Below are 19,696 nucleotides of genomic sequence, written 5' to 3' on the forward strand. Positions count from 1 at the left end.
TCCACCACAGCACAAACGGCGCACAGACAAGATATAGCGAAAAAAGGCCGGCTGTCTCCAGCTGGCCTTAAAAACATTTTTTGTTTATTTTTTGTACCGCTCCGCCATCTGATCCAGGCTGACCTGCTCCACAAGCGGCGCCTTGCCGTAGGACCCGAACTGTACGATCAGAGTCCCCACAACCTCTTTTACGCCGCGCTCCACGCAGTCTGTCACTGCCGCCACGTCATCGTCGGGAATCCTGCCGTACATCACCGTATCCATGAGCGGCGGAAGGAATACCCGCGGATCAAACTGGTCTTTCTTTTTCTCCAGAAGCTCATAGACTGCTCCGATGGACGGGCTGGTCCGTTTCTCCGGATATTTGACAAACAGCTCCTTTAAATTCCTTGTGACCGCCAGGCGGATGTCCGTGTCCACATTGATCTTGCTGATCCCGCAGGGGATCACTGCCTTCAGCTCCTCGATGGAGATCCCGTAGGTATTGGTCAGCTGACCGCCCATCCCGTTGATCTCGTCCACGATATACTGCGGGACCGTGGAAGATCCGTGTGATACCAGCGCCCCGAAGATCCCCAAGTGGTTCATGCATTCGCGGATGGCGATGGCGATCTCCTTGCGGAGCTTAACATCTTTCCCCTTAGAAGCGCCGTGCATGGTGCCGTAGGAGATCGCAAGGGCGTCCACCTCTGTCTGCTTAAAGAACTCCACCGCATCCAGCGGATTCGTATAGGTGGACGATGCAGAAAACACATGATCTTCCACACCGGCCAGGACCCCAAGCTCCCCCTCCACACTGACACCTCTGGCGTGGGCGTACTTCACTACCTCCCGGGTCAGCTCCACATTCTCCTTAAAGGGCAGGGACGAGCCGTCGATCATCACGGAGGTATATCCGCCCTCGATCGCCGCCACGCAGGAGTCAAAATCCCTGCCATGGTCTAAATGCAGCACGATCGGGATCTCCGAGTCCGCCCCATACCGTCTGACTGCGTCTGCGATATTTTTAGCGCCAATCTTCTTATCCTCCAGAGTGGCATTCATAAAATCCGTCCTGCCGCCCATAAAACCGTTTGCCAGGTCCGCCCCCTGCAGGATCGCCGCCGAGCGGAACATCTCATGAACCTCGATCGCCGCTTTCGCCTGGGCCACCGCATTGACATTGAACGCTCCCTGCCCAAAGCCGTATTTAACTGTTGCCTCTAAAAGAGGCCGCAATGGAATTAATGGCATCTTTCCCTCCTCCCGGTTTCTGCCCGGTCTCCGACTTTTTCAACATATCCTAACATATTCCTATCTGTGCCCATGCATATGGGCCGCACAGTGGCAGTCCTCCGCGCCCTTGCCCTCATAGACATCATCCTTCATCATCAGATGGACCGCACCCAGCTTGAAGGTCTGGGGCATCGCCAGGATGTTCGGGTCTGGCCCCACAAATTTCTTCTTTGCGTCCTCCAGCGCCTCCTCGATGGTGGCGCGGGTCTTCATGCCCATGCCTCTGGCATAGCCCGGTTCCTGTGCCCCGCAGATATAGATCGCCGAGGTGTTCATCTCCGCAATGTGGGCGCAGCTTATCATGGAAAATCCATGGAACGGATGGAAGGCGTTGGCAAACCGGTATTTCCTGATATATTCCTCATTGGTTGCAAAATACTCCCCGTAACGGTTCATATCCGGCAGGGTGTTCATGGAATCCTTTTGGAACATCTCATACATTTCCCTGGTGTAGGGCCACAGCTCATCGTGGAAATACCCGTTGCAGATGGATGCGCAGATGATCACGCAGTTGTCGCTCATGATCCGTTTGTGGCGGATGACCTGCGCGGAGATCGCCTGCATCATCATGATCGGGTTGGTACCCATGCCCTCTCCGTAATGGAAGAACTGGGGCATCCCAAAGATCATCACATCATACTTTTTCTCCGCCCACGGCACGTAAGTGCGCTTGTCCGCCATGACCCAGGAGTGGGGCTGCATCACCTTTGCATAGCCGCTGTTGATCTCGATCTGCCGGGATCTGGTGTCCAAAACCGCATCGCAGCAGAAGAATTTTTTGCCCATGCAGGCTTCCATGTGCTGTCCGATCTCATCAAACTTGGTGCGCATCAGGGACTTGCCGCTGACCGGCGTGAAATCCTTCCGGTGCATCACCTCCGGCACATGATGGGAGGCGATGGATCTCCAGTGGGTGATCCCTGTGGCGCAGTGCTTATAGCCGCCGGAATAGCCGCCGTAAGGATTGCCCTGGGTATGCCCGATCAGGATCGCCACGTCGCTGTCATAGACATATTTGTTCATCAGCACCGGGTCCCCCCTGTCGGTGGTCCCCAAGTCTACCATGTGCTCGTAATCCTCGCTGTCATGGTTGATGATCTGGTGGGTATACCAGAATTCATGGAACAGCTCATCCCCCAGCACGCCCCGGATCTCCTGCTCCGTATTTCTGCGGTGCAGGCCGTTGGAACAGATCAGAAGGATATCCTTCTTCTCCACGCCTGCCGCATAGAGCTCATTGAGGATCAACCGGATCGATACTTTCCTGTGGGATGTTGGCTGCTCGCCCCCTTTTACCCGGTCCGGAAAGATGATCGTCACCTTAGAACCCTTGTGAGCCAGCTCGGAGAGCGGCTCCATCCCCATAGGATTCCGGATGGATTCCAGTGTCTTCGCTTCGATCTGGTCCTCCGGGATACAGGGCGGGTCCGGGACGGTCTCGCCCGGGATAAAGATATCTGTGCTGTCCGGCAGCTCTGCCGCCATAAGTCCCTGTCCATATTCAAATGATACTTTCATAGATTCTGCTCCTTCCCCTAACTGCCCATATAAGTGCGGATGATCTCCAGATATTCCTCCGGATAAAATCCGATCTCGCCCTGAAACCGGGTCAGCGCGATCAGCCCGCCGTCCATCTCAGAGACCGACTTAAGCATTTTGGCATTATCCGTCTTCAGTCCGCCTCCGTAAACCACGTCAAGGCCTCCGGTCACATCCTTTACAAAGGCTCCGATCATAGAGATATAGTCTTCGCCCGGCGGCGTTTTCCCCGGTCCGATGGCCCATACCGGTTCGTATGCTATGGTAACCGCTTCCCGGTCCACGCCGTCAAGGCCCACGAGCAGCTGCTCCCGCAGCACCTCCTGCCAGCGCGGCTGCTCCGCTTCCGACTCGCCGATGCAGTAAAGAACGGAAAGGCCCGCCTTCACAGCCGCCTGAATCTCCTGGTTCAAAATCCGGTTTACCACGGCTCCCGCATCCGTCACCCCGGCTTCTGCAAGGATTCCCGCCTTGTCCCGGCGCTCCTCACAGTGCCCTATGATCGTTGACGAACATCCCAGGGCTTTTGCTGCATTGGCGGTACGATTGGTGGTAAATGCGCCAAAATTGCCGCCGGCGGCAGTGTCGTCCCGGTATACGCCCTGACAGCCGATCTTCACCGGGCTGCCATCGCACAGTGCCTGTACTGCCGGGATCAGATGGGCTTCCGGGAAATACATGGTAAATTCCACCTCATCGCCGGGATAAGCTCTTAAAGCCTCCTGGGTCTGCTCCACAATGAAGGCTCCCCATTCCCGGATTGGTGTAATGCTGTTGACGCCGCCCTTTTCCTTTGGGATGTCAAACCGTTTTAGATTCAAAAAAATATGTTTCATGCCTTCCCTCCTTTGTCCACGAGCCGTTGTCTGCACTCCTGTTCCTGATTCTGGTATATTTCCTGAAAATCTATGAATTTCCTGATCTCTGAGCCGATGAGTGGTTTACACCATCTGGCAAAAGCATCTGTCACATCATTTCCGCGTTCGTTTATATATTCATCCGGTACGGTTCGCTCATACATCATCACCTGGCTGACAGGTATCATACGGACCTGAATCCGATAGCTGCCATCCCCGGTCTCCTCCCGGATGAATCCAGCCATCACGCCGCTCTCTCCGTTTAGAGCTGCCTTCAAAGCCTCGCGTCCCGCAAGAACCGCCTCCGCCCGATCCACAGGAGACTGTAGGGCGATAGACGCTCTCCCACAGATACCCGGCTTCTCACTTCTCGCCTTAATACCCAGCTTCCGAATCACAAGCTCCGCCAGATAAGCGCTCACATCCCCATAATAGGTAGAACGTCCGGTCTGGAAAATGGGCGGCACGATTGGCCTCCCGTCCTCCCCTTTCAGCCCCTCGCTGGCAACCACAACAACTCCGCCCTTTTCCTCATACAGCCGCTTCACATCCTCCAAAAACTCGGTTTCCACGAAAGGGCGTTCCGGCAGATAGATCAGATGAGGGGCATCGCCAGGCTTTTTTCTCGCCAGCACAGACGCCGCAGTGATCCATCCCGCATTCCTGCCCATGGCTTCAACAATGCATACATGAATCGGCAGGGACTTCACATCCGCTCCCACCTCTGCAACCGTCTCTGCAAGATATCGGGCCGCGCTGCCGTAACCAGGTGTATGGTCGGTGACTGCAATGTCATTGTCTATGGTTTTAGGTATCCCGGTCACACGGATTCCCGCCTCCCGGCATGCCTCGTAAAGCCTGCCGCAGGTATCCATAGTTCCATTCCCGCCATTTAAAAGCACGCAGGTGATTTGATGGCGGCGACATATCTCCACCATCACCGCATAGTCCTCCGGCTCCAGAGCATACCGTGAGGAACCGATTGCCGATGCCGGCGTGGTCAAAAGCAGCTTCAGCGTTTCTTCCGGATACGCCATAAGATCCAAAAAACGCTCTTTTAGGACCCCTTCCGTGCCTCCGACCGCTCCGTAGACATGGTCCACGATACCGCTTTCCCTGGCCTGCTGAATCACTCCATAGAGGGATGCATTGATCACAGCTGTCGGGCCGCCGCCATGCACCACCAATACATTCTCTGCCATACTGTCTTTCCTTTCTATCCGATAAAACCTATGCTTGATAACAATGCCTGCCCTTCACAAAGGTATGGGCAATATGATATTCTTTGTCTAACACAACCAGATCCGCATCCTTTCCTTCTGCTATGGAACCGATCCTGCCAAAGGTTTTCGTCAGCTTGGCCGGGTTCTCTGTCAGAAGCGGCAGAATATCCTCAAGAGGCCTGCCTGTAAATTCCAAAAGGTTTCGAAGTGCTTTTCCCATAGTCAGGGTGCTTCCCGCTCTGACGCCGTTGCTGGCCAGCTTTGCATCTCCATCTACAACGACCACATCGTTGACCCCCAACTTGTAATCCCCATCCGGAAGTCCTGCCGCCATGATGGAATCCGTGATCGCCACCACCCGGCCCAGTCCCTTCGTCTTGATAATCAGGCGCACCGTCCCCGGATGCAGATGCCTGCCGTCACAAATGACCTCACAATAAACCTCATCATCCTCCAGCACTGCTCCCCAGATAGCAGGGAAATGCTGATGGAGCAGTTTCATGGCGTTGCCCACATGGGTTGCGCCCATAGCGCCCGCGGCGATCGCCCGCCCTGCGGTCTCATAGTCAGCGCCGGAATGTCCGATCGCTACCACCATGCCCAGACTGCAGATCTCGGGAATGAACTCCGGTATGCCCTCTACCTCAGGTGATACGGTGATATAGCGGATATCTCCATGCGCCGCATCCTGGTATTCCCGAAGAAGTTCCATATTCGGCTTTTGCAGCAGGTGTTCCGGCATGGCACCTTTATATTCCGGTGACAAGAACGGCCCTTCCAGATGTATTCCCATCAGGTCTGCCCCCTGGTGCTCCATCTCCTTCCAGCGGTTGTACTGGCCGATACACCACAGGGTCTGTTCCCTGGTGTCCGTCAAGATGGAGCCCTGCCAGCTGGTGGTACCCTGGCTCGCCTGGAAACGGCAGATTTTTTCAAAATCCTCTGCAGAAGCGGCATTGACATCTACCCCCACGGCTCCATGCGTGTGGATATCAATGAATCCCGGCACAACTTTTTTTCCTGCCAGATCCATGACCCTGGCGTCTTCGTCCTGAAGGTCCGTCCCGATCTTTTTGATCACACCGCCATCTGTCAGGATATCTAACGGCAGGAAGCTGTGGTTCTGATAGACCAGACCGTTCTTCAATATCATTTTCATAAAAGGCTCCTTTCCTGTTACCCTTCCAGGGCGGCAACATAGTCCGTGAATGTCAGAGTGATATCCGGATGCTGCTGAAGCAGGCTCACCGGAAATGCAGCGGTGGCTTCTCCATGCCCCGCTCTACGGACAACCGCACGGTGCCAGTTGCGGAAGCAGCCCAGCCGGATCTTTCTTGCATGAGCGATCTCCCAGATTCCGATCGTGATACAGTAATTTGGCATATCCTCCAGCGCTCCGTTGAAATCGCCAATGGCGTTAGCCGTTCTGGTCTCCGGTGTGATCTTTAAAACGCGGGTTTTCTGGGCGAGAAACGCTTCATTGCTCATAGATGGGTCCGCCTCGTTAAATGCAACATGCCCATTGATGCCGATACCGCCAAAAGCAATATCCACACCGCCCAGACGTTCGATCAGCTCCGGTATATATTCTACATTCCCAGGATCTGGAAACACGCGCTGCGCTTCCGGCATCACAAGCTCCGGCCTGATCCTGGTATACACGGTCCGGTTCATAAATCCACGGAAGCTCAAAGGATGGCTCTCCGGCACCCACTGCATCTCATCATCCAGATATTCATCCATATTGATAAACCAGGTGTCTTTCAGACTTATCCCTTTTTCATTCACCATATCTACAAAGCAGGGATACTGTCCGACCGGCCCTACGGGACAGATAAACACGGTATGCCTTCCCGCCAGGTTATTCTTCTCAATCTCGTCGACCATCTGCTGTGCCATCTGCCTGAATACTTCCGCATTATCCTTCAGACAGTACAGGGGCATCTTCGGATTCTCCAAAAGCTGCTCTTTTGTATAGGCGTAATATTCGTGCTTCATTCTTCTCGCTTCCCCTTTCACAAAGTCAGGCTGCAATTAAAGCAGCCTGACATCCTGTTCTTACACGTTATAAATCCTGCCGCCTTATTTACCGGCCTCTTCCATAATATCCAGCATTACATAATCGGAAACCGGCGGATCCACTGTGACGGCTCCGTTTGCAATAAAGTTCTGTTTCTGAATCTCGTAGTATTTCTCTACTGTACCATCAGCAGCACCCTGGGACACTTCTTTTCCGGTGAGCCAGTCTGCATCGCCGCGCTGTGCATATACCACATCGTAATCGTTGGCCACCTGAACCGCTACCGCCTTTGCCGTCTCGTCATAATGATCGTCTGCAGCATAATCCATCCCTTTAAACAGCGCTTTTGTAAATCTCAAAACATTATCCCTATGCTCCTCGGCATACTTTGGCATACAGATGAAACTTCCAAGGGAAACAGTCTTGTCAGCAAAGGTTAAGTTGTCACACAGCTTTGTGGCATCCTGCATCTCCTCAAGGATCTTTAAGCTGTTTGGTGACCAGGTCGCACATGCGTCCACGCCGCCGGAGATCATAGCTGTCACGATACCAGATGCATCCATATCCACTGCAGTGATATCATCCATAGTCATACCCGCGCTCGTCAGAGCATTGAGCAGGATATCCTCACTGGAGCTGCCAGAGGAATATGCCACTTTTTTCCCTTTTAATCCCTCGATCCCGGTGATGCCTGGACCTCCGATCACCGCATCGCCGTTGGATATGTGGGTCAGTGCAAAGATCTTCGCCTGTCCGTTGATACAGAGCTTGTGAGCACCCTGTCCGATAAACCCAACATCAATACTGCCGGACTCCATTGCCGAGATGATCGTGGGGCCGTCTGCGAATTCCACAAGATTCACCGTGATCCCGGCTTCATCAAAATATCCTTTATCCTTTGCTGACATCAACGCCCAGAGACTTCCATAGTTGGCCATATAGGCCACATTCATAGTGATCGCTTCTTTTTCAGCCTCTGTCTCCTGAGTCTCAGCTGCTGTGGTATCCTCTGCTGCCGCTTCTGTCTTCGGCGCTTCTGTTGGAGCTGCAGCCGCCGTAGTCTCTGCGGGCTTGCTCCCTCCACATGCCGCCAGGGACAACACCATCGCTGACGCCATTACAACTGATAATAATCTCTTTTTCATAAAAAATCCTCCTTTAAAATTTTATAATATGTTTTGATTCTTTTACTTTCGCACCTCTAAATATTCCTTGTATACCTCGCCCCAGATATAGGACTTCAGATCCAAAAACGGCAGTTCCATCTTCATCTCCTGGGTACGCGGATATGGCAGGTTAATATCCACGATCTTCTTGATCCGACCTGGCCTGGCGCTCATGATGATGACCTTAGTCGCCAGAATGACAGCCTCCTCCACATCATGAGTGATGAAGAAACAGGTTTTCTTTTCCTCCTGCCAGGTTTTAATCAGCTCCGACTGAAGCTGAGTTCTGGTCTGGGCATCCAGCGCTCCAAACGGCTCATCCATAAGAAGCACCTCGGGCTGTACCGCATAGGCCCTGGCGATTGCCACACGTTGCTTCATACCTCCAGAAAGCTCTTTGGGGTAAGCATCCACAAAGTCTTCCAGCTCTACCATCTTTATGTATTTCATTGCGACCTTCCGAGCCTCGTCGTCGCTCATGCCTTTTAGCTTCAAACCGAACATAACATTTTTGATTACGGTCAGCCAGGGAAACAGTGCATACTGCTGGAACACTACGCCACGCTCGGTCCCCGTACCTTCCACCTTGTTCCCATCCACATATACAGCGCCGGATGTAGGTTCCAAAAGACCGGCGATGATATTTAAAAGTGTGGATTTGCCGCATCCAGAGGGACCCACCACACAGACAAACTCATTTTCCATGATATCCAGGTCGATTCCGTTCAGGGCGATCATCTTCCCCTTGCGGCCTTCGTATATCTTTTCTACGTGATCGATCTTTACTTTTACACGTCTCTCGTCTCCTGCCATCCTGTGAACTTCCTTTCCAGATATTTAATAATCTTTTCACTGGTGATACCGATAATACCGATAATGATGATATAAAGCAGCATCGGAGCCACTTCAAACGTATTATTCAGGGAACGTATCCTCATACCAAGACCTGCCATAGCTCCTGTGGACTCCGCAGCGATCAGAGTCGTCAGTGCAACAGAAACCCCGAGGCGAACTGCTGTGATGATAAACGGAGTCGTCGCCGGGAAAATGACTTTCACAAAAATATCCCGGTCCTTCGCTCCCAATACCCTTGCTGCCTTGATTAGAGTCTCATCCACGTTCCGAACCCCCTGATAGATGGTAACCGTCATGATCAGGAAGGTAGCCATCCAGATCACAATCACCTGCGGCTTGCGGCCGACACCCGCAGAGAGTACCACCAGCGGTACATAAGCCAGCGGCGGGATATTGCGGATAAACTGAATCCATGGCTCCACAACATATCGAACCGGTCTGTACCATGCCATCAAAAATGCAACTGGGACCGATGAGACAAACCCGAAAACAAACCCCAGTGCAACCGAGATCATACTGCTGCTAAAATCATTCCATAACACTCCGCGTTCCACCATGGTCTTCAGTGACCCAAGCACTTCCGGTGCAAATGGAAAACTGCGCGCCGTCCTGGGATTTACGGAAAGAAACTTCCACAAAACCATAGCTGTCAAAAATGAGATCAGAAGCCATCCCCCATTCGGGATCCTGCTGATGATGTCCTGGTCTCTTTCTTTTTTCTTCTTTTTTTCAGAAGACATGTTTTTTCCTCCTGCTTGAATTTTTCTTTGATTTTTGTCACTTTTCCCGACATTATCCTTGCTTTTATACTTTGATTATAACATATTAGCCAACAAAATCACGTTGTTTTTACCCAAACGTTTGCCTTGGTGTTTTTGTATAAATTTGGCTCAAACGTTTGTGCAAACTGCGCTGTTTTTTCTGCCGGGAATCCGTTATACTATAAGAAATCATGTATCAGAAGACAGGATAACTATGAGAGGGGGATTTCATGACACTGAAAGAAATTGCTGCGGAAGCCGGTGTTTCCATCTCCACCGTCTCCCGCGTCATCAACAAGAGCAGTAAATCGCCTGCCAGCCAGGAAGTCCAGGACCGGATCTGGGAGATTGTGCGCCGCACCGGCTACACGCCCAACAGCACTGCAAGGGACTTAAAAAAAGGAAATCCAGGCAGCGCAGAACCGCCCTCACGTTCCATAGCCTGCCTGTTTGCCAGAGTAGCGGATACTGAAACCGATACCTTTTTCTCATCCCTCGCCAGAAGCATTGAAAAAGAGGCATTCCGCCACAACTACATTTTGAAATATACCTTCACTGCATTCGACATCCATCATCCCAGCACATTCCGGCTCATTACGGACAACCATGTGGACGGTGTCGCAGTTCTTGGACGCTGTGACAAGCAGCTTCTGAAATTCTTAAAACAGTATTTCAAATATGTAGCGTACACTGGCTTAAACAACCTGGAAGCTAAATACGATCAGATTATCTGTGATGGCTGCCAGGCCAGCATCAGCGCCATCCGGCATCTGATCAGTCTGGGCCACAAACGAATCAGCTATATTGGAGAGGTGGAGAATGAAGACCGCTACCGGGGTTACTGCATGGCTATGAATGAGGCACGGCTACCAGTGCGTAAGGAACTGGTCATCAATGTCCATCTCTCCTCAGAAGGCGGCTATCGGGGCGCCAACACCCTGCTGGATAAAGACTGTGAAGTCACCGCTATTTTCTGTGCCAATGACAATACTGCCATCGGCGCCATGAGAGCCGTCAAGGAACATGGCCTGTCTATCCCGGAAGACATCTCTGTCATCAGTATTGATGATATTGATACCGCCCAGTACTTAACTCCCATGCTGACCACCGTACACATCCCGGTTGAGGACATGGGAAAAATGGCTGCAAAAACTTTGATTGACCGGATTGAGGGAGGACATACACTCCCCATGAAGATCAATCTGCCCTACTATATTGCCAACCGGGAAAGCTGCGGCCCCTGCACAGAATATGGACACAAACGCAGAAAACAGACCATTATCTAAATTATTTATTCTAAGAAAGGAACCGAAGTATTATGATCATTACAATTCATGACAACCACTCCACCGTCTCCATCGATACCATGGGCGCACAGCTCATCTCCTTCCAGGATGCCGCCGGAAAAGAATACATCTGGCAGAGAGATCCCGCCTTCTGGCCGCGCTGCTCCCCGCTTCTCTTCCCCGCAGTGGGCAACAGCCGAGAAGGAAAGACCATGTTTGACGGGGTCTGGTATGACCTGCCGAAGCACGGCTTCTGCAAGGAATCGGATTTTGAAGTAGCTGCACAGTCTGAAAGCGAGGCCGTCTTCCGACTGGCTTCCAATGAAATGACCCGAAAGCATTACCCGTATGACTTTGTCTTAAGCCTGGCTTACCATTTAAAGGACGGCGTCCTCTCCATGACCTATCAGGTCACGAACCCGCAGGACACCCCGCTCCCCTACTGCATCGGCGCCCATCCCGGCTTTGTCTGTCCCATGGAGGAGGGTGCGTCCTTTGAGGATTATGAGCTGGAATTTGAAGAGGACGAGAGCACCTCTTCCATAGTCTATGATCTGGAGAACATGCAGTTTGACGTGAGCCGCCATCTGGTCTCTCTTGAAGGTACCCGCGTGGTCCCGCTGCGCTACGGCCTGTTCGACCAGGACGCCGTATACTTTAACGAGATCCGGTCCCGGAAGGTCTCCCTGATCCACAGGGAAAGCCGGAAAGGGATCCAGGTTGCTTATCCGGGCTTTTCCTCCGTAGCGTTCTGGACCCCGGACCACAAACAGGCTCCATTTCTCTGCATCGAACCGTGGAACGGCTCCGCCATCCGCTCCGACGAGGATGATGAATTCCTCCACAAACATGATGTGCAGATCCTGGGTGCGGGAGAAAGCCGGAGCCATCTGCTGGAGATCCGGATCTTAAATTAACTGACTCTGCTGTTTGAAACCTGACAATATCCTGTATGGCATCAAAAAAAGGAACAGCCGGATAACTGATATGTTCAGATATCCTCGCTGTTCCTTTTCTATTGTGTGTATTTACTCCGCTACAGAGATATTGGCGTCCTTCGCGTTCTTCCAGGAATTGGCGATCGCCCCCAGGATATCCCCATGGGGATCTCTAAGGCTCATGGTCGCGCCGGAGATCGCATCTAAGTCCGCTCTCTCCGCATCGGTCAGCGCCTCGTATTTCTTCACATCCTCTTCCTTGTCAGAAGTACCGTGCAGCGGTCTGCCGTTTAAGTCGGAGCAGTACGCATCAAACCATGCGTCCACCTCGTCGGTGGTCATGCCTTTAAACTTCTCCTCAAACAGATTCATCTCGTCTTCCCATGTACCAGCGCCAAGCTTGTAGGTGCTGCCGCGCTCGCGTTTGGTCTTCCAGGACTCGATCTGCGCCAGGAAGCTGTCTTCTGTCTGCTCCAGCACAGTATCAACCTTCTCGTCATGGTCTTCATCCGCATTGTAGCTGTGTCCCGGGAATCCGGTCAGCTTAGGCATATGCTCGCCGTCATAGTTGGGGGTCGCAACCTCCATCACATCCGTGTAGAGAGCCACGATCTTCCCAGCCTCATCAAAGCAGGCGCCTGCCGCCTGGGTATTGAAGCTGTAAACACCGACCTCTTTATCATCCTTACCCGGACCTACTCGCCCGGTATTGGTGAAGCCAAGGCCAATCTTTGCCACCTTCTCTGCATCCACCGGTTTCCGGTTCTCATAAGCGCGCACGATCGCTCCCACAATATTGCCGTGGGCATCGTTTAAGGACATGGTTGCGCCGGAAATGGCATCCAGCTCTGCCTTCTGTTCCTCACTGAGCGCCTCATGCTTCTTGATATCTTCTTCCTTATCGGAGGTCCCGTGAAGCGGCCTGCCGTTTAGATCAGAGCAGGATTCTGCGTACCACTGCTCCACCTCTGCCGCGGTCATGCCTTTAAACATCTCCTCAAACAGATCCATCTCATCTTCCCAGGTGCCTGAACCCAGCTTGTAAGTGCTGCCGCGCTCACGCTTGGTCTGCCAGGACTCTACCTCTGCCAGATAGGTGTCATCAGTCTGCTCTAACACTCCGTCAATCTTCTCATCATGATTCTCGTCCACGTTGTAGCTCTGCCCCGGGAATCCGGTCAGATGCGGCATATGCTCGCCGTCATAGTTGGGGGTCGCAACCTCCAGCTGGTCTACTTCCAGATCAAGGATCTTTCCGTCATTGTCAAATAAAACATAAGCGACTACTTCATTGATACTGTATACGCCCACGTCCTGGTCATCCTTGCCCGGGCCAAGGCGTCCATTGGAATAAAAGCCCATCCCGTGTGAAATCCCGGATGCCTGCACTTCCTGCGCCGCCTCAGTCTCCTCTGCAGCGGTCTCCTCAGAACCTGATACGGTACCGGCAGCAGCTTTGACTGCTTCAAATACGCCGTTGGAGGTCCAGGTGGCTCCGGAGACTGCATCCACACCATCCAGCCCTCCGGCTGCCAGGATCGCTTCCTTCAGCGTGTTCATGGCTGCTCCGCCAATCTCCGGCGTCTCGCTCTCTCCGGTCAGCTCCAGGCCAACGATCTTGCCGCCTGCCAGAGTTACCTGCGCCGTGATCGGGCCGCCGTAGCCCTCCGCCTCGCCGCTTGCAACTGTAGTCTCCTGGCTTCCCGCCGCAGACCCCATTGCAGACTTGACCGCATCAAATACGCCGTTAGAGGTCCAGGTAGCTCCGGAGACTGCATCTACGCCATCCAGCCCCTGCGCCGCCAGGATCGCTTCTTTTAAAGTGTTCATGGCTGTTCCGCCAATCTCCGGCGTCTCACTCTCTCCGGTCAGCTCCAGGCCGATGATCTTGCCTCCCGCCATGGTCACCTCCGCAGTGATCGGCCCTCCGTAGCCTTCCGCTTCCCCTTTCACAACTGTGGTTTCCTGACCTCCTGCCGCATTTTCCATGCGTTTACCCTTGATCGCATCATAAGCAGGATTTGCCAACGCGATCACAGCTACAGAAGCAGCTGCCATTACGCCAAGGCCCACAAGATTGCTTTTGTTCATAGAAATTTCCCTCCGTATGTTTTTCTCTGTATCCTGTTTAAAAATTCAATTATAGCCTATCATTATATAAGATTCTTGTCAATATTTTAACAGCTTAATTTCCTGTAAGGATTTCTATTTTCGCAACGCATCCGCCGGTCTGTCAGTCCAACGTGGAATGGATCACCAGTACATCCCCGATCTCAAGGACAGTATCTCCACGCGGTATCACCGTATCCTCCCCGCGCCGGATCAGCACCACCAGCTCCTGCGGGTCTTTTGAGTACTCCGATAAAGTCTTCCCTGCGCACAGATCCCCTTTCCCAATGGTCTTCTCCAGAAGCTGCACACCGTGTTCATCCTGGTATGCAGGTCCGCTGAGCACAACCCGGTCCCCTTCCAAAAGCTCTGTATCTCCTCCGGGAATCAGATTGTCCCCGCTGCGGAGGATCAGCACGATCAGAAGCTCCCGCACAAGCCCCAGCTCCGACAGCTTCTTTCCCTCCCATGGATGCCCCGGTCCAATGGTAAGCTCCATAAACTGCACCGGAACTTCATCCACATAATCCGTAAAAGTCCTGCGCACATCCAGCTCCTCATCGATCATATCAAGACGCTTTGCCGCCCACGGGATCAGGGTCCCCTGGAATGCGATGGACAGCAGCACGATACAGAAAACAATATGGAAAATATCATCCTTCACATAAGCGTCGCTGACTGTCGCCATGATCGCAAACACGATGGACGCGGCTCCCCTGAGTCCTGCAAAGGATACCAGGATCTTTTGCTGCATACGGGCGCGGAAGGGAGCCATCAGCAAAAACACTGCCAGCGGGCGCGCCACAAAGGTCAGGAACAATGCGGCAGCCAGCGCCACACCTGCCACTGCCGGCAGACGGGACGGAAAGGACAAAAGCCCCAGCAGAAAAAATACAGCCATCTGCATCAGCCCTGTCACACCGTCAAAAAAAGGAACCAGCGTCATTTTATTCTTGATCTTTGAGTTCCCCAATATGATACCTACAATATAGACGCTGAGATACCCGTTCCCGCCGATCATGGCCGCCGCCCCATAGGACAAAAGCGCCACCGCAGTCACAAATACCATATCAAATCCCGCCGCCCCGAACCGGAAACGCCGCAGCATCCACAGGGAAAAAGCCGACATCACAAGGGCAACCAGGATGCCAAAGGCAAACTGGGCAAATACCATCCAGGCCACCTGCCCCGGGCTGGCGCTTCCCGCCATCACCGTCAGCACTACCACCGTCAGCATATAGGAACAGGGATCGTTGCTGCCGCTCTCCATCTCAAGCAGGGATGCGGTATTATCCTTCAATCCCAGCTTTTTTGAGCGCAGGATGGAAAACACCGACGCCGCGTCCGTCGAGCTGATGACCGAACCCAGTAAAAAGCTCTCCATCATTCCCATACCCAGCGCCAGATAACAGAATGCACCGGTGATCCCGGCCGTCAGCGCCACTCCAACGGTAGAAAGGAGGGCTGCCTCCACCGCTACGGGCTTTGCCTGTGTCCAGTTGGTCCCGAAACCGCCGTAAAACATGATAAAGATGAGCGCCACAGAACAGACCTGCTCCGCAAATCCAAAATCGCTGAAGGCGATCTTCCAGATACCGTCGCTGCCGAACAGCATCCCCAGCAGGATGAATGCCAGAAGGATCGGAATCCCCACCCTGTCGGTGATGCGGTTTAAGAACACACAGACGAGCATGATACACGCAGCCGTCACCAGAAAGACGGTCATAAAAACTCCTCCTGCCATACGGCCTTTCCTGCATCCAGAGAGCGTTTTACATCCAGAACCCTCTGATTCTCTGAACCGCGGAACTTCAAGCTGAGATTCTTCTTCTCTGCTACGAATCTTCCATCCACCATCACATCAAACAGAGGCACCAGTTCCCTTGTCGTCTGGTGCTCAGGCATCATCCTGCCCAGGATATCCTTCTCAAAATCATAACCGGTAAAGCACCAGATCGTCTTTTCCGGCAGCCGTTCCCGCACCTTCTTAATAAAGGGCAGCAGCCGTTCCTGGTTCTGCGGCTCCATCGGTTCTCCCCCGAGCAGCGTCAGCCCTTCTATATAATCATGGTCCAGATAACCTATGAGCATTTCCTCCGTCGCCTCCGTAAATGGCTCTCCAAAGTGAAAATCCCACGCTTCCTCATTGAAGCAGTCCCTGCAGCGGTGCGTACACCCGCTGACAAACAGCGACACACGCACCCCCGGCCCATTGGCGATATCCACCTGCTTAATCGTTGCATAATTCATGCCGCTTTCCTCCATTTTACATTTTCTCTTTTATCGTCAGCCGGGCTTTCCAGCCCATCCGTCACAGATGGAGCACCCGGCTCTTGATCTCCTTCGTCTTCCCGCTGTTCCAGAAATTCTCCCCCAGATACCCGCAGGTACGCCGGGTCACGTTCATCTTGCTGTGATCCTTATTATGGCACTGCGGACATTCCCATTCATAGTCCTCATTTAGAAGGATCTCGCCGTCATAACCACAAGCCTGGCAGAAGTCGGATTTTGTGTTGAATTCCGCGTACTGGATATTGTCGTAAATATATTTTACCACAGTTTCCATGGCGTCTAAATTCTGCATCATATTAGGTACCTCTACGTAGGATATGGCGCCTCCGCTGGAGATATTCTGGAACTCGCTCTCGAAGGCAAACTTATCGAAAGCGGTGATCGGCTCCCGGACATCTACGTGGTAAGAGTTGGTATAGTAACCCTTATCTGTCACATTCTCCAGTATCCCGTATTTCTGACGGTCTATCCGCGCAAACCGGTAGCACAGAGACTCCGCGGGAGTCCCGTAAAGACCAAAGCCCAGGCCGGTCTCCTGCTTCCACGCGTCCACCGCCGCCTTCATATGGCGCATCACCTTAAGCGCAAATTCCCTGCCCTCCGGCGACGTCTGGCTGGTCCCCTTCATAAGCCAGGTCAGTTCATAGATCCCGATATATCCCAGAGACAGTGTGGAATAGCCGTCCATCAGGTACCGGTCGATCTTTTCGCCCTTTTTAAGCCTTGCGATCGCCCCGTACTGCCAGTGGATCGGGCTAACATCCGACACGGTTCCAAGAAGCGCCTTGTGACGGCACATCAGTGCCTCACGGCACAGCTCAAGCCGCTCGTCAAAGAGCTTCCAGAATGTCTCTTCGTCTCCTCTGGCAATGATCCCGATCTGCGGAAGGTTGATGCTGACCACACCCTGGTTGAACCGGCCCTCCCATTTATAGTTTCCATCCTCGTCCTTCCACGGGGACAGAAAAGAACGGCAGCCCATACAGCTGAAAACGTTGCCCTCGTAATTCTCGCGCATCTTCTTTGCGGATATGTAATCCGGGTACATCCGTTTTGCCGAACACTGTACCGCAAGACGTGTCACATAGTCGTACGCCCCGCCTTTTAGGCAGTTGCATTCATCCAGCACATAGATCAGCTTGGGGAATGCCGGGGTCACATAGACTCCCTGCTCGTTCTTCGTTCCCTCCAGCCTCTGGCGCAGGATCTCCTCGATGATCATCACGTTTTCTTCTACATACTCGTAATCCGGCTCGATCTGCATAAACAGGGTCACAAAGGGCGCCTGACCGTTGGTGGTCATCAGAGTGTTGATCTGATACTGGATCGTCTGGACGCCTGACTTTAATTCGTCGCGCAGGCGGATGTTCACAATACGTTTTAGCTCTGCCTCTCCAATGCTGCCGGACTGCTCACCGCCTGCCTCCAGGCCAAACTCCCTGCGCAGCTCCCGGTCGTATTTTTCACGGCTCCTGCGCAGATATTTTCCCAGATGCTTTACCGCCACGGACTGTCCTCCATACTGGTTGCTGGCAACCGCCGCGATGATCTGCGTTGTGACGATACAGGCCACCTGAAAGCTCTTCGGCGACTCGATCAGTTTCCCGTTCATCACGGTTCCATGATCCAGCATATCCCCGATATCGATCAGACAGCAGTTAAAGATCGGCTGGATAAAATAATCGGCATCATGGAAATGCAGCACTCCATTCTCATGGGCCATGGTGATCTGCTCCGGCAAAAGCAGCCTTTTAGTCACATCCCTGGAGACCTCTCCCGCAATGTAATCCCTCTGGGTAGATGCCAGCGTGGTGTTCTTGTTGGAGTTCTCCTCCGCCAGCTCCTTATTCTCATTGCGGATCAGCTTGAGAATGGACTCATCCGTGGTGTTGGATTTACGCAGCAGCGCCCTCTGAAAGCGGTAGATCATATATTTCTTCGCGAGAGCATACTTGTTGCGCTCCACCAGACGCGCCTCGATCATATCCTGGATCGTCTCTACCGGCATCACGTCCGTGGCCTGCGATTCCACATAGCGGATCGTGTCCTCGATCAGGGCCGCGTCCACCCGCTCCTGCTCCTCCACTGTCTCATTGGCTTTTTCTATGGCGGCGCGGATCTTCTCCGCGTCATAGGCCGCTACACGGCCGTCACGTTTCTGTACTTTCATGGTAATCCCCCTTATGATAAATAAAGCAGATTAAGATCCTGGCTGCACCTGGATCTTGATCCGGCTGATCTGGTCAGTTTTGTCTGTTTACTATATTTTGTTTGTAGGTTTTCGCAAAGCGCTATATATAGTTTGATCTTCTTTTTCTGTAGGATTTTATTATAATCGGTGACTGCCTCTTTGTCTATATCATAATCCATAAAAAAGTTCTTGATGCAGCGGTATGCAGCGGTACTTCCCCCGGGATAAAGCCTGGGATTTTCTTTGGTCAGGCGATCTTTTACCAGCTTCTGTTCGCATTGCAAAATGCAATATATATTTGACATTTTGCAATGTGTATGGTATAGTGGAATCAGGAGGCAGGACCAATGAAAAATCTGAAATTGAAATCGGCGCGTGCCGCCAAAGATATGTCGCAGGGAGACCTGGCGGCTGTCGTCGGGGTGACGAGGCAGACCATCGGCATGATCGAAACCGGCGATTATAACCCGTCTTTGAAGCTCTGCATCGCAATCTGCAAAGCTCTGGACAAAACATTGGATGACTTATTTTGGGAGGTATGATGATATGGATGAACGTGTGAAAAGTACTTATGAAAAGATTTACGCGGAATTGTTCCGGATCGTCCTGTTTGGATGCTGTGTATCGATCATAATCAAGACCGCTGTGCTGGGGATGGGCGCCCTGGACTGTATCCCGGAATATCCGATCTTGGTTGGATGCCCTGTCTATCTTCTGATACGGGGCAGGATGCTGGGTGTGACGCAGGTTATGGTTCCTGCAAATAAGTTTAAACAGAATCTGGTGCTCGCGTTAGTCTGCGCTCTGGCGGTTTCTGTATTTGTGTTCGTGGCGGTTCTGCAAAACAGGGGTAAGGACGTGGAATGGGCGAATGTGCTGGGGTTTGCATTTTCTTTTATTGGATGCTTTTTGGCGGCACAGATTGGATTCCGGAAGTGGGCGGATCGGCAGCAGAAAAAGATGGATGATAAGTATGATGATTAGTCCGCAGATTAGTCCGCAGTGCACCTCCATTCCGCTTCGCTGCATGCCCTCTGTGCGCTTTCACACCAGGCTCGAAAAACCCTCGCCAAGTGTTCAATGCGTCGGTCGCGGGCTGTCGCATTGGTCGCGTTGATCTACTACGCAGTGCACCTCCATTCCGCTTCGCTGCATGTCGGTCGCGGGCTGTCGCCCTATGTCAA

The 19,696-nt window shown here is 52.7% G+C and carries 17 protein-coding genes; 4 read left to right on the top strand and 13 right to left on the bottom strand.

The window, feature by feature from the left end:
- Positions 1–84: 84 nt before the first annotated feature.
- From AB1I67_RS16605 to AB1I67_RS16645, 9 genes are all read right to left on the bottom strand, one after another.
- Positions 85–1,233 carry a class II fructose-bisphosphate aldolase gene (locus AB1I67_RS16605; RefSeq protein WP_367031033.1) on the bottom strand — a complete coding sequence of 383 codons (1,149 nt, stop codon included), beginning with the start codon at positions 1,231–1,233 and terminating at the stop codon, positions 85–87.
- Positions 1,234–1,293: 60 nt separating this feature from the next.
- Positions 1,294–2,793: a lactate racemase domain-containing protein gene (locus AB1I67_RS16610; RefSeq protein ID WP_367031034.1), complete on the bottom strand. Its 1,500-nt coding sequence runs from the start codon at positions 2,791–2,793 to the stop codon at positions 1,294–1,296.
- Between the two features lie 17 nt (positions 2,794–2,810).
- Complete coding sequence (locus AB1I67_RS16615) at positions 2,811–3,650, bottom strand: triose-phosphate isomerase family protein (protein ID WP_367031036.1); 840 nt, start codon at positions 3,648–3,650, stop codon at positions 2,811–2,813.
- Positions 3,647–4,873, bottom strand: a complete 1,227-nt coding sequence (locus AB1I67_RS16620; protein ID WP_367031037.1) for a diphosphate--fructose-6-phosphate 1-phosphotransferase — start codon at positions 4,871–4,873, stop codon at positions 3,647–3,649. Before AB1I67_RS16620 ends, AB1I67_RS16615 begins: the two co-directional genes overlap by 4 nt.
- Before the next feature lie 28 nt (positions 4,874–4,901).
- On the bottom strand, positions 4,902–6,053 hold the full coding sequence (gene nagA, locus AB1I67_RS16625) for an N-acetylglucosamine-6-phosphate deacetylase (protein WP_367031039.1): 1,152 nt from the start codon (positions 6,051–6,053) through the stop codon (positions 4,902–4,904).
- A gap of 17 nt (positions 6,054–6,070) precedes the next feature.
- Entirely contained in the window at positions 6,071–6,892 is an 822-nt protein-coding gene (locus tag AB1I67_RS16630; RefSeq protein ID WP_367031041.1) for a glucosamine-6-phosphate isomerase, read from the bottom strand.
- An 84-nt stretch (positions 6,893–6,976) separates the two neighbouring features.
- Complete coding sequence (locus tag AB1I67_RS16635) at positions 6,977–8,059, bottom strand: ABC transporter substrate-binding protein (protein WP_367031043.1); 1,083 nt, start codon at positions 8,057–8,059, stop codon at positions 6,977–6,979.
- Positions 8,060–8,101: 42 nt separating this feature from the next.
- The gene (locus AB1I67_RS16640) at positions 8,102–8,893 is read right to left on the bottom strand and encodes an ABC transporter ATP-binding protein (protein WP_367031045.1); all 792 of its coding nucleotides are present in this window, start codon (positions 8,891–8,893) and stop codon (positions 8,102–8,104) included.
- Positions 8,869–9,675, bottom strand: a complete 807-nt coding sequence (locus AB1I67_RS16645) for an ABC transporter permease (protein ID WP_367031047.1) — start codon at positions 9,673–9,675, stop codon at positions 8,869–8,871. The genes AB1I67_RS16640 and AB1I67_RS16645 overlap by 25 nt, the downstream gene beginning before the upstream one ends.
- A gap of 251 nt (positions 9,676–9,926) precedes the next feature.
- Between AB1I67_RS16645 and AB1I67_RS16650 the strand changes: the two genes are divergently transcribed.
- Both AB1I67_RS16650 and AB1I67_RS16655 read left to right on the top strand, forming a co-directional pair.
- The gene (locus AB1I67_RS16650; protein WP_367031049.1) at positions 9,927–10,982 is read left to right on the top strand and encodes a LacI family DNA-binding transcriptional regulator; all 1,056 of its coding nucleotides are present in this window, start codon (positions 9,927–9,929) and stop codon (positions 10,980–10,982) included.
- Between the two features lie 32 nt (positions 10,983–11,014).
- Positions 11,015–11,899, top strand: a complete 885-nt coding sequence (locus AB1I67_RS16655) for an aldose 1-epimerase family protein (protein WP_367031051.1) — start codon at positions 11,015–11,017, stop codon at positions 11,897–11,899.
- A gap of 111 nt (positions 11,900–12,010) precedes the next feature.
- Here the strand turns inward: AB1I67_RS16655 and AB1I67_RS16660 are convergent, their stop codons facing one another.
- From AB1I67_RS16660 to nrdD, 4 genes are all read right to left on the bottom strand, one after another.
- Positions 12,011–14,011 carry an FMN-binding protein gene (locus tag AB1I67_RS16660; protein ID WP_367031053.1) on the bottom strand — a complete coding sequence of 667 codons (2,001 nt, stop codon included), beginning with the start codon at positions 14,009–14,011 and terminating at the stop codon, positions 12,011–12,013.
- Positions 14,012–14,153: 142 nt separating this feature from the next.
- Positions 14,154–15,755 (bottom strand): potassium/proton antiporter, encoded by a 1,602-nt coding sequence (locus tag AB1I67_RS16665; protein ID WP_367031055.1) that lies wholly within the window; start codon positions 15,753–15,755, stop codon positions 14,154–14,156.
- Positions 15,752–16,279, bottom strand: coding sequence for an anaerobic ribonucleoside-triphosphate reductase activating protein (nrdG, locus tag AB1I67_RS16670; protein ID WP_367031057.1), 528 nt, complete (start codon positions 16,277–16,279; stop codon positions 15,752–15,754). The genes AB1I67_RS16665 and nrdG overlap by 4 nt, the downstream gene beginning before the upstream one ends.
- 61 nt (positions 16,280–16,340) lie before the next feature.
- Entirely contained in the window at positions 16,341–18,491 is a 2,151-nt protein-coding gene (gene nrdD / locus AB1I67_RS16675) for an anaerobic ribonucleoside-triphosphate reductase (protein ID WP_367031059.1), read from the bottom strand.
- Positions 18,492–18,859: 368 nt separating this feature from the next.
- Here nrdD and AB1I67_RS16680 point away from each other — a divergent pair, with 368 nt between their 5' ends.
- Positions 18,860–19,054, top strand: coding sequence for a helix-turn-helix transcriptional regulator (locus AB1I67_RS16680; RefSeq protein ID WP_367031060.1), 195 nt, complete (start codon positions 18,860–18,862; stop codon positions 19,052–19,054).
- Positions 19,055–19,058: 4 nt separating this feature from the next.
- On the top strand, positions 19,059–19,496 hold the full coding sequence (locus tag AB1I67_RS16685; protein WP_367031062.1) for a DUF6773 family protein: 438 nt from the start codon (positions 19,059–19,061) through the stop codon (positions 19,494–19,496).
- Positions 19,497–19,696: the final 200 nt, after the last annotated feature.

Source organism: Clostridium sp. AN503, from assembly GCF_040719375.1.
Lineage (GTDB): Bacteria > Bacillota > Clostridia > Lachnospirales > Lachnospiraceae > Brotaphodocola.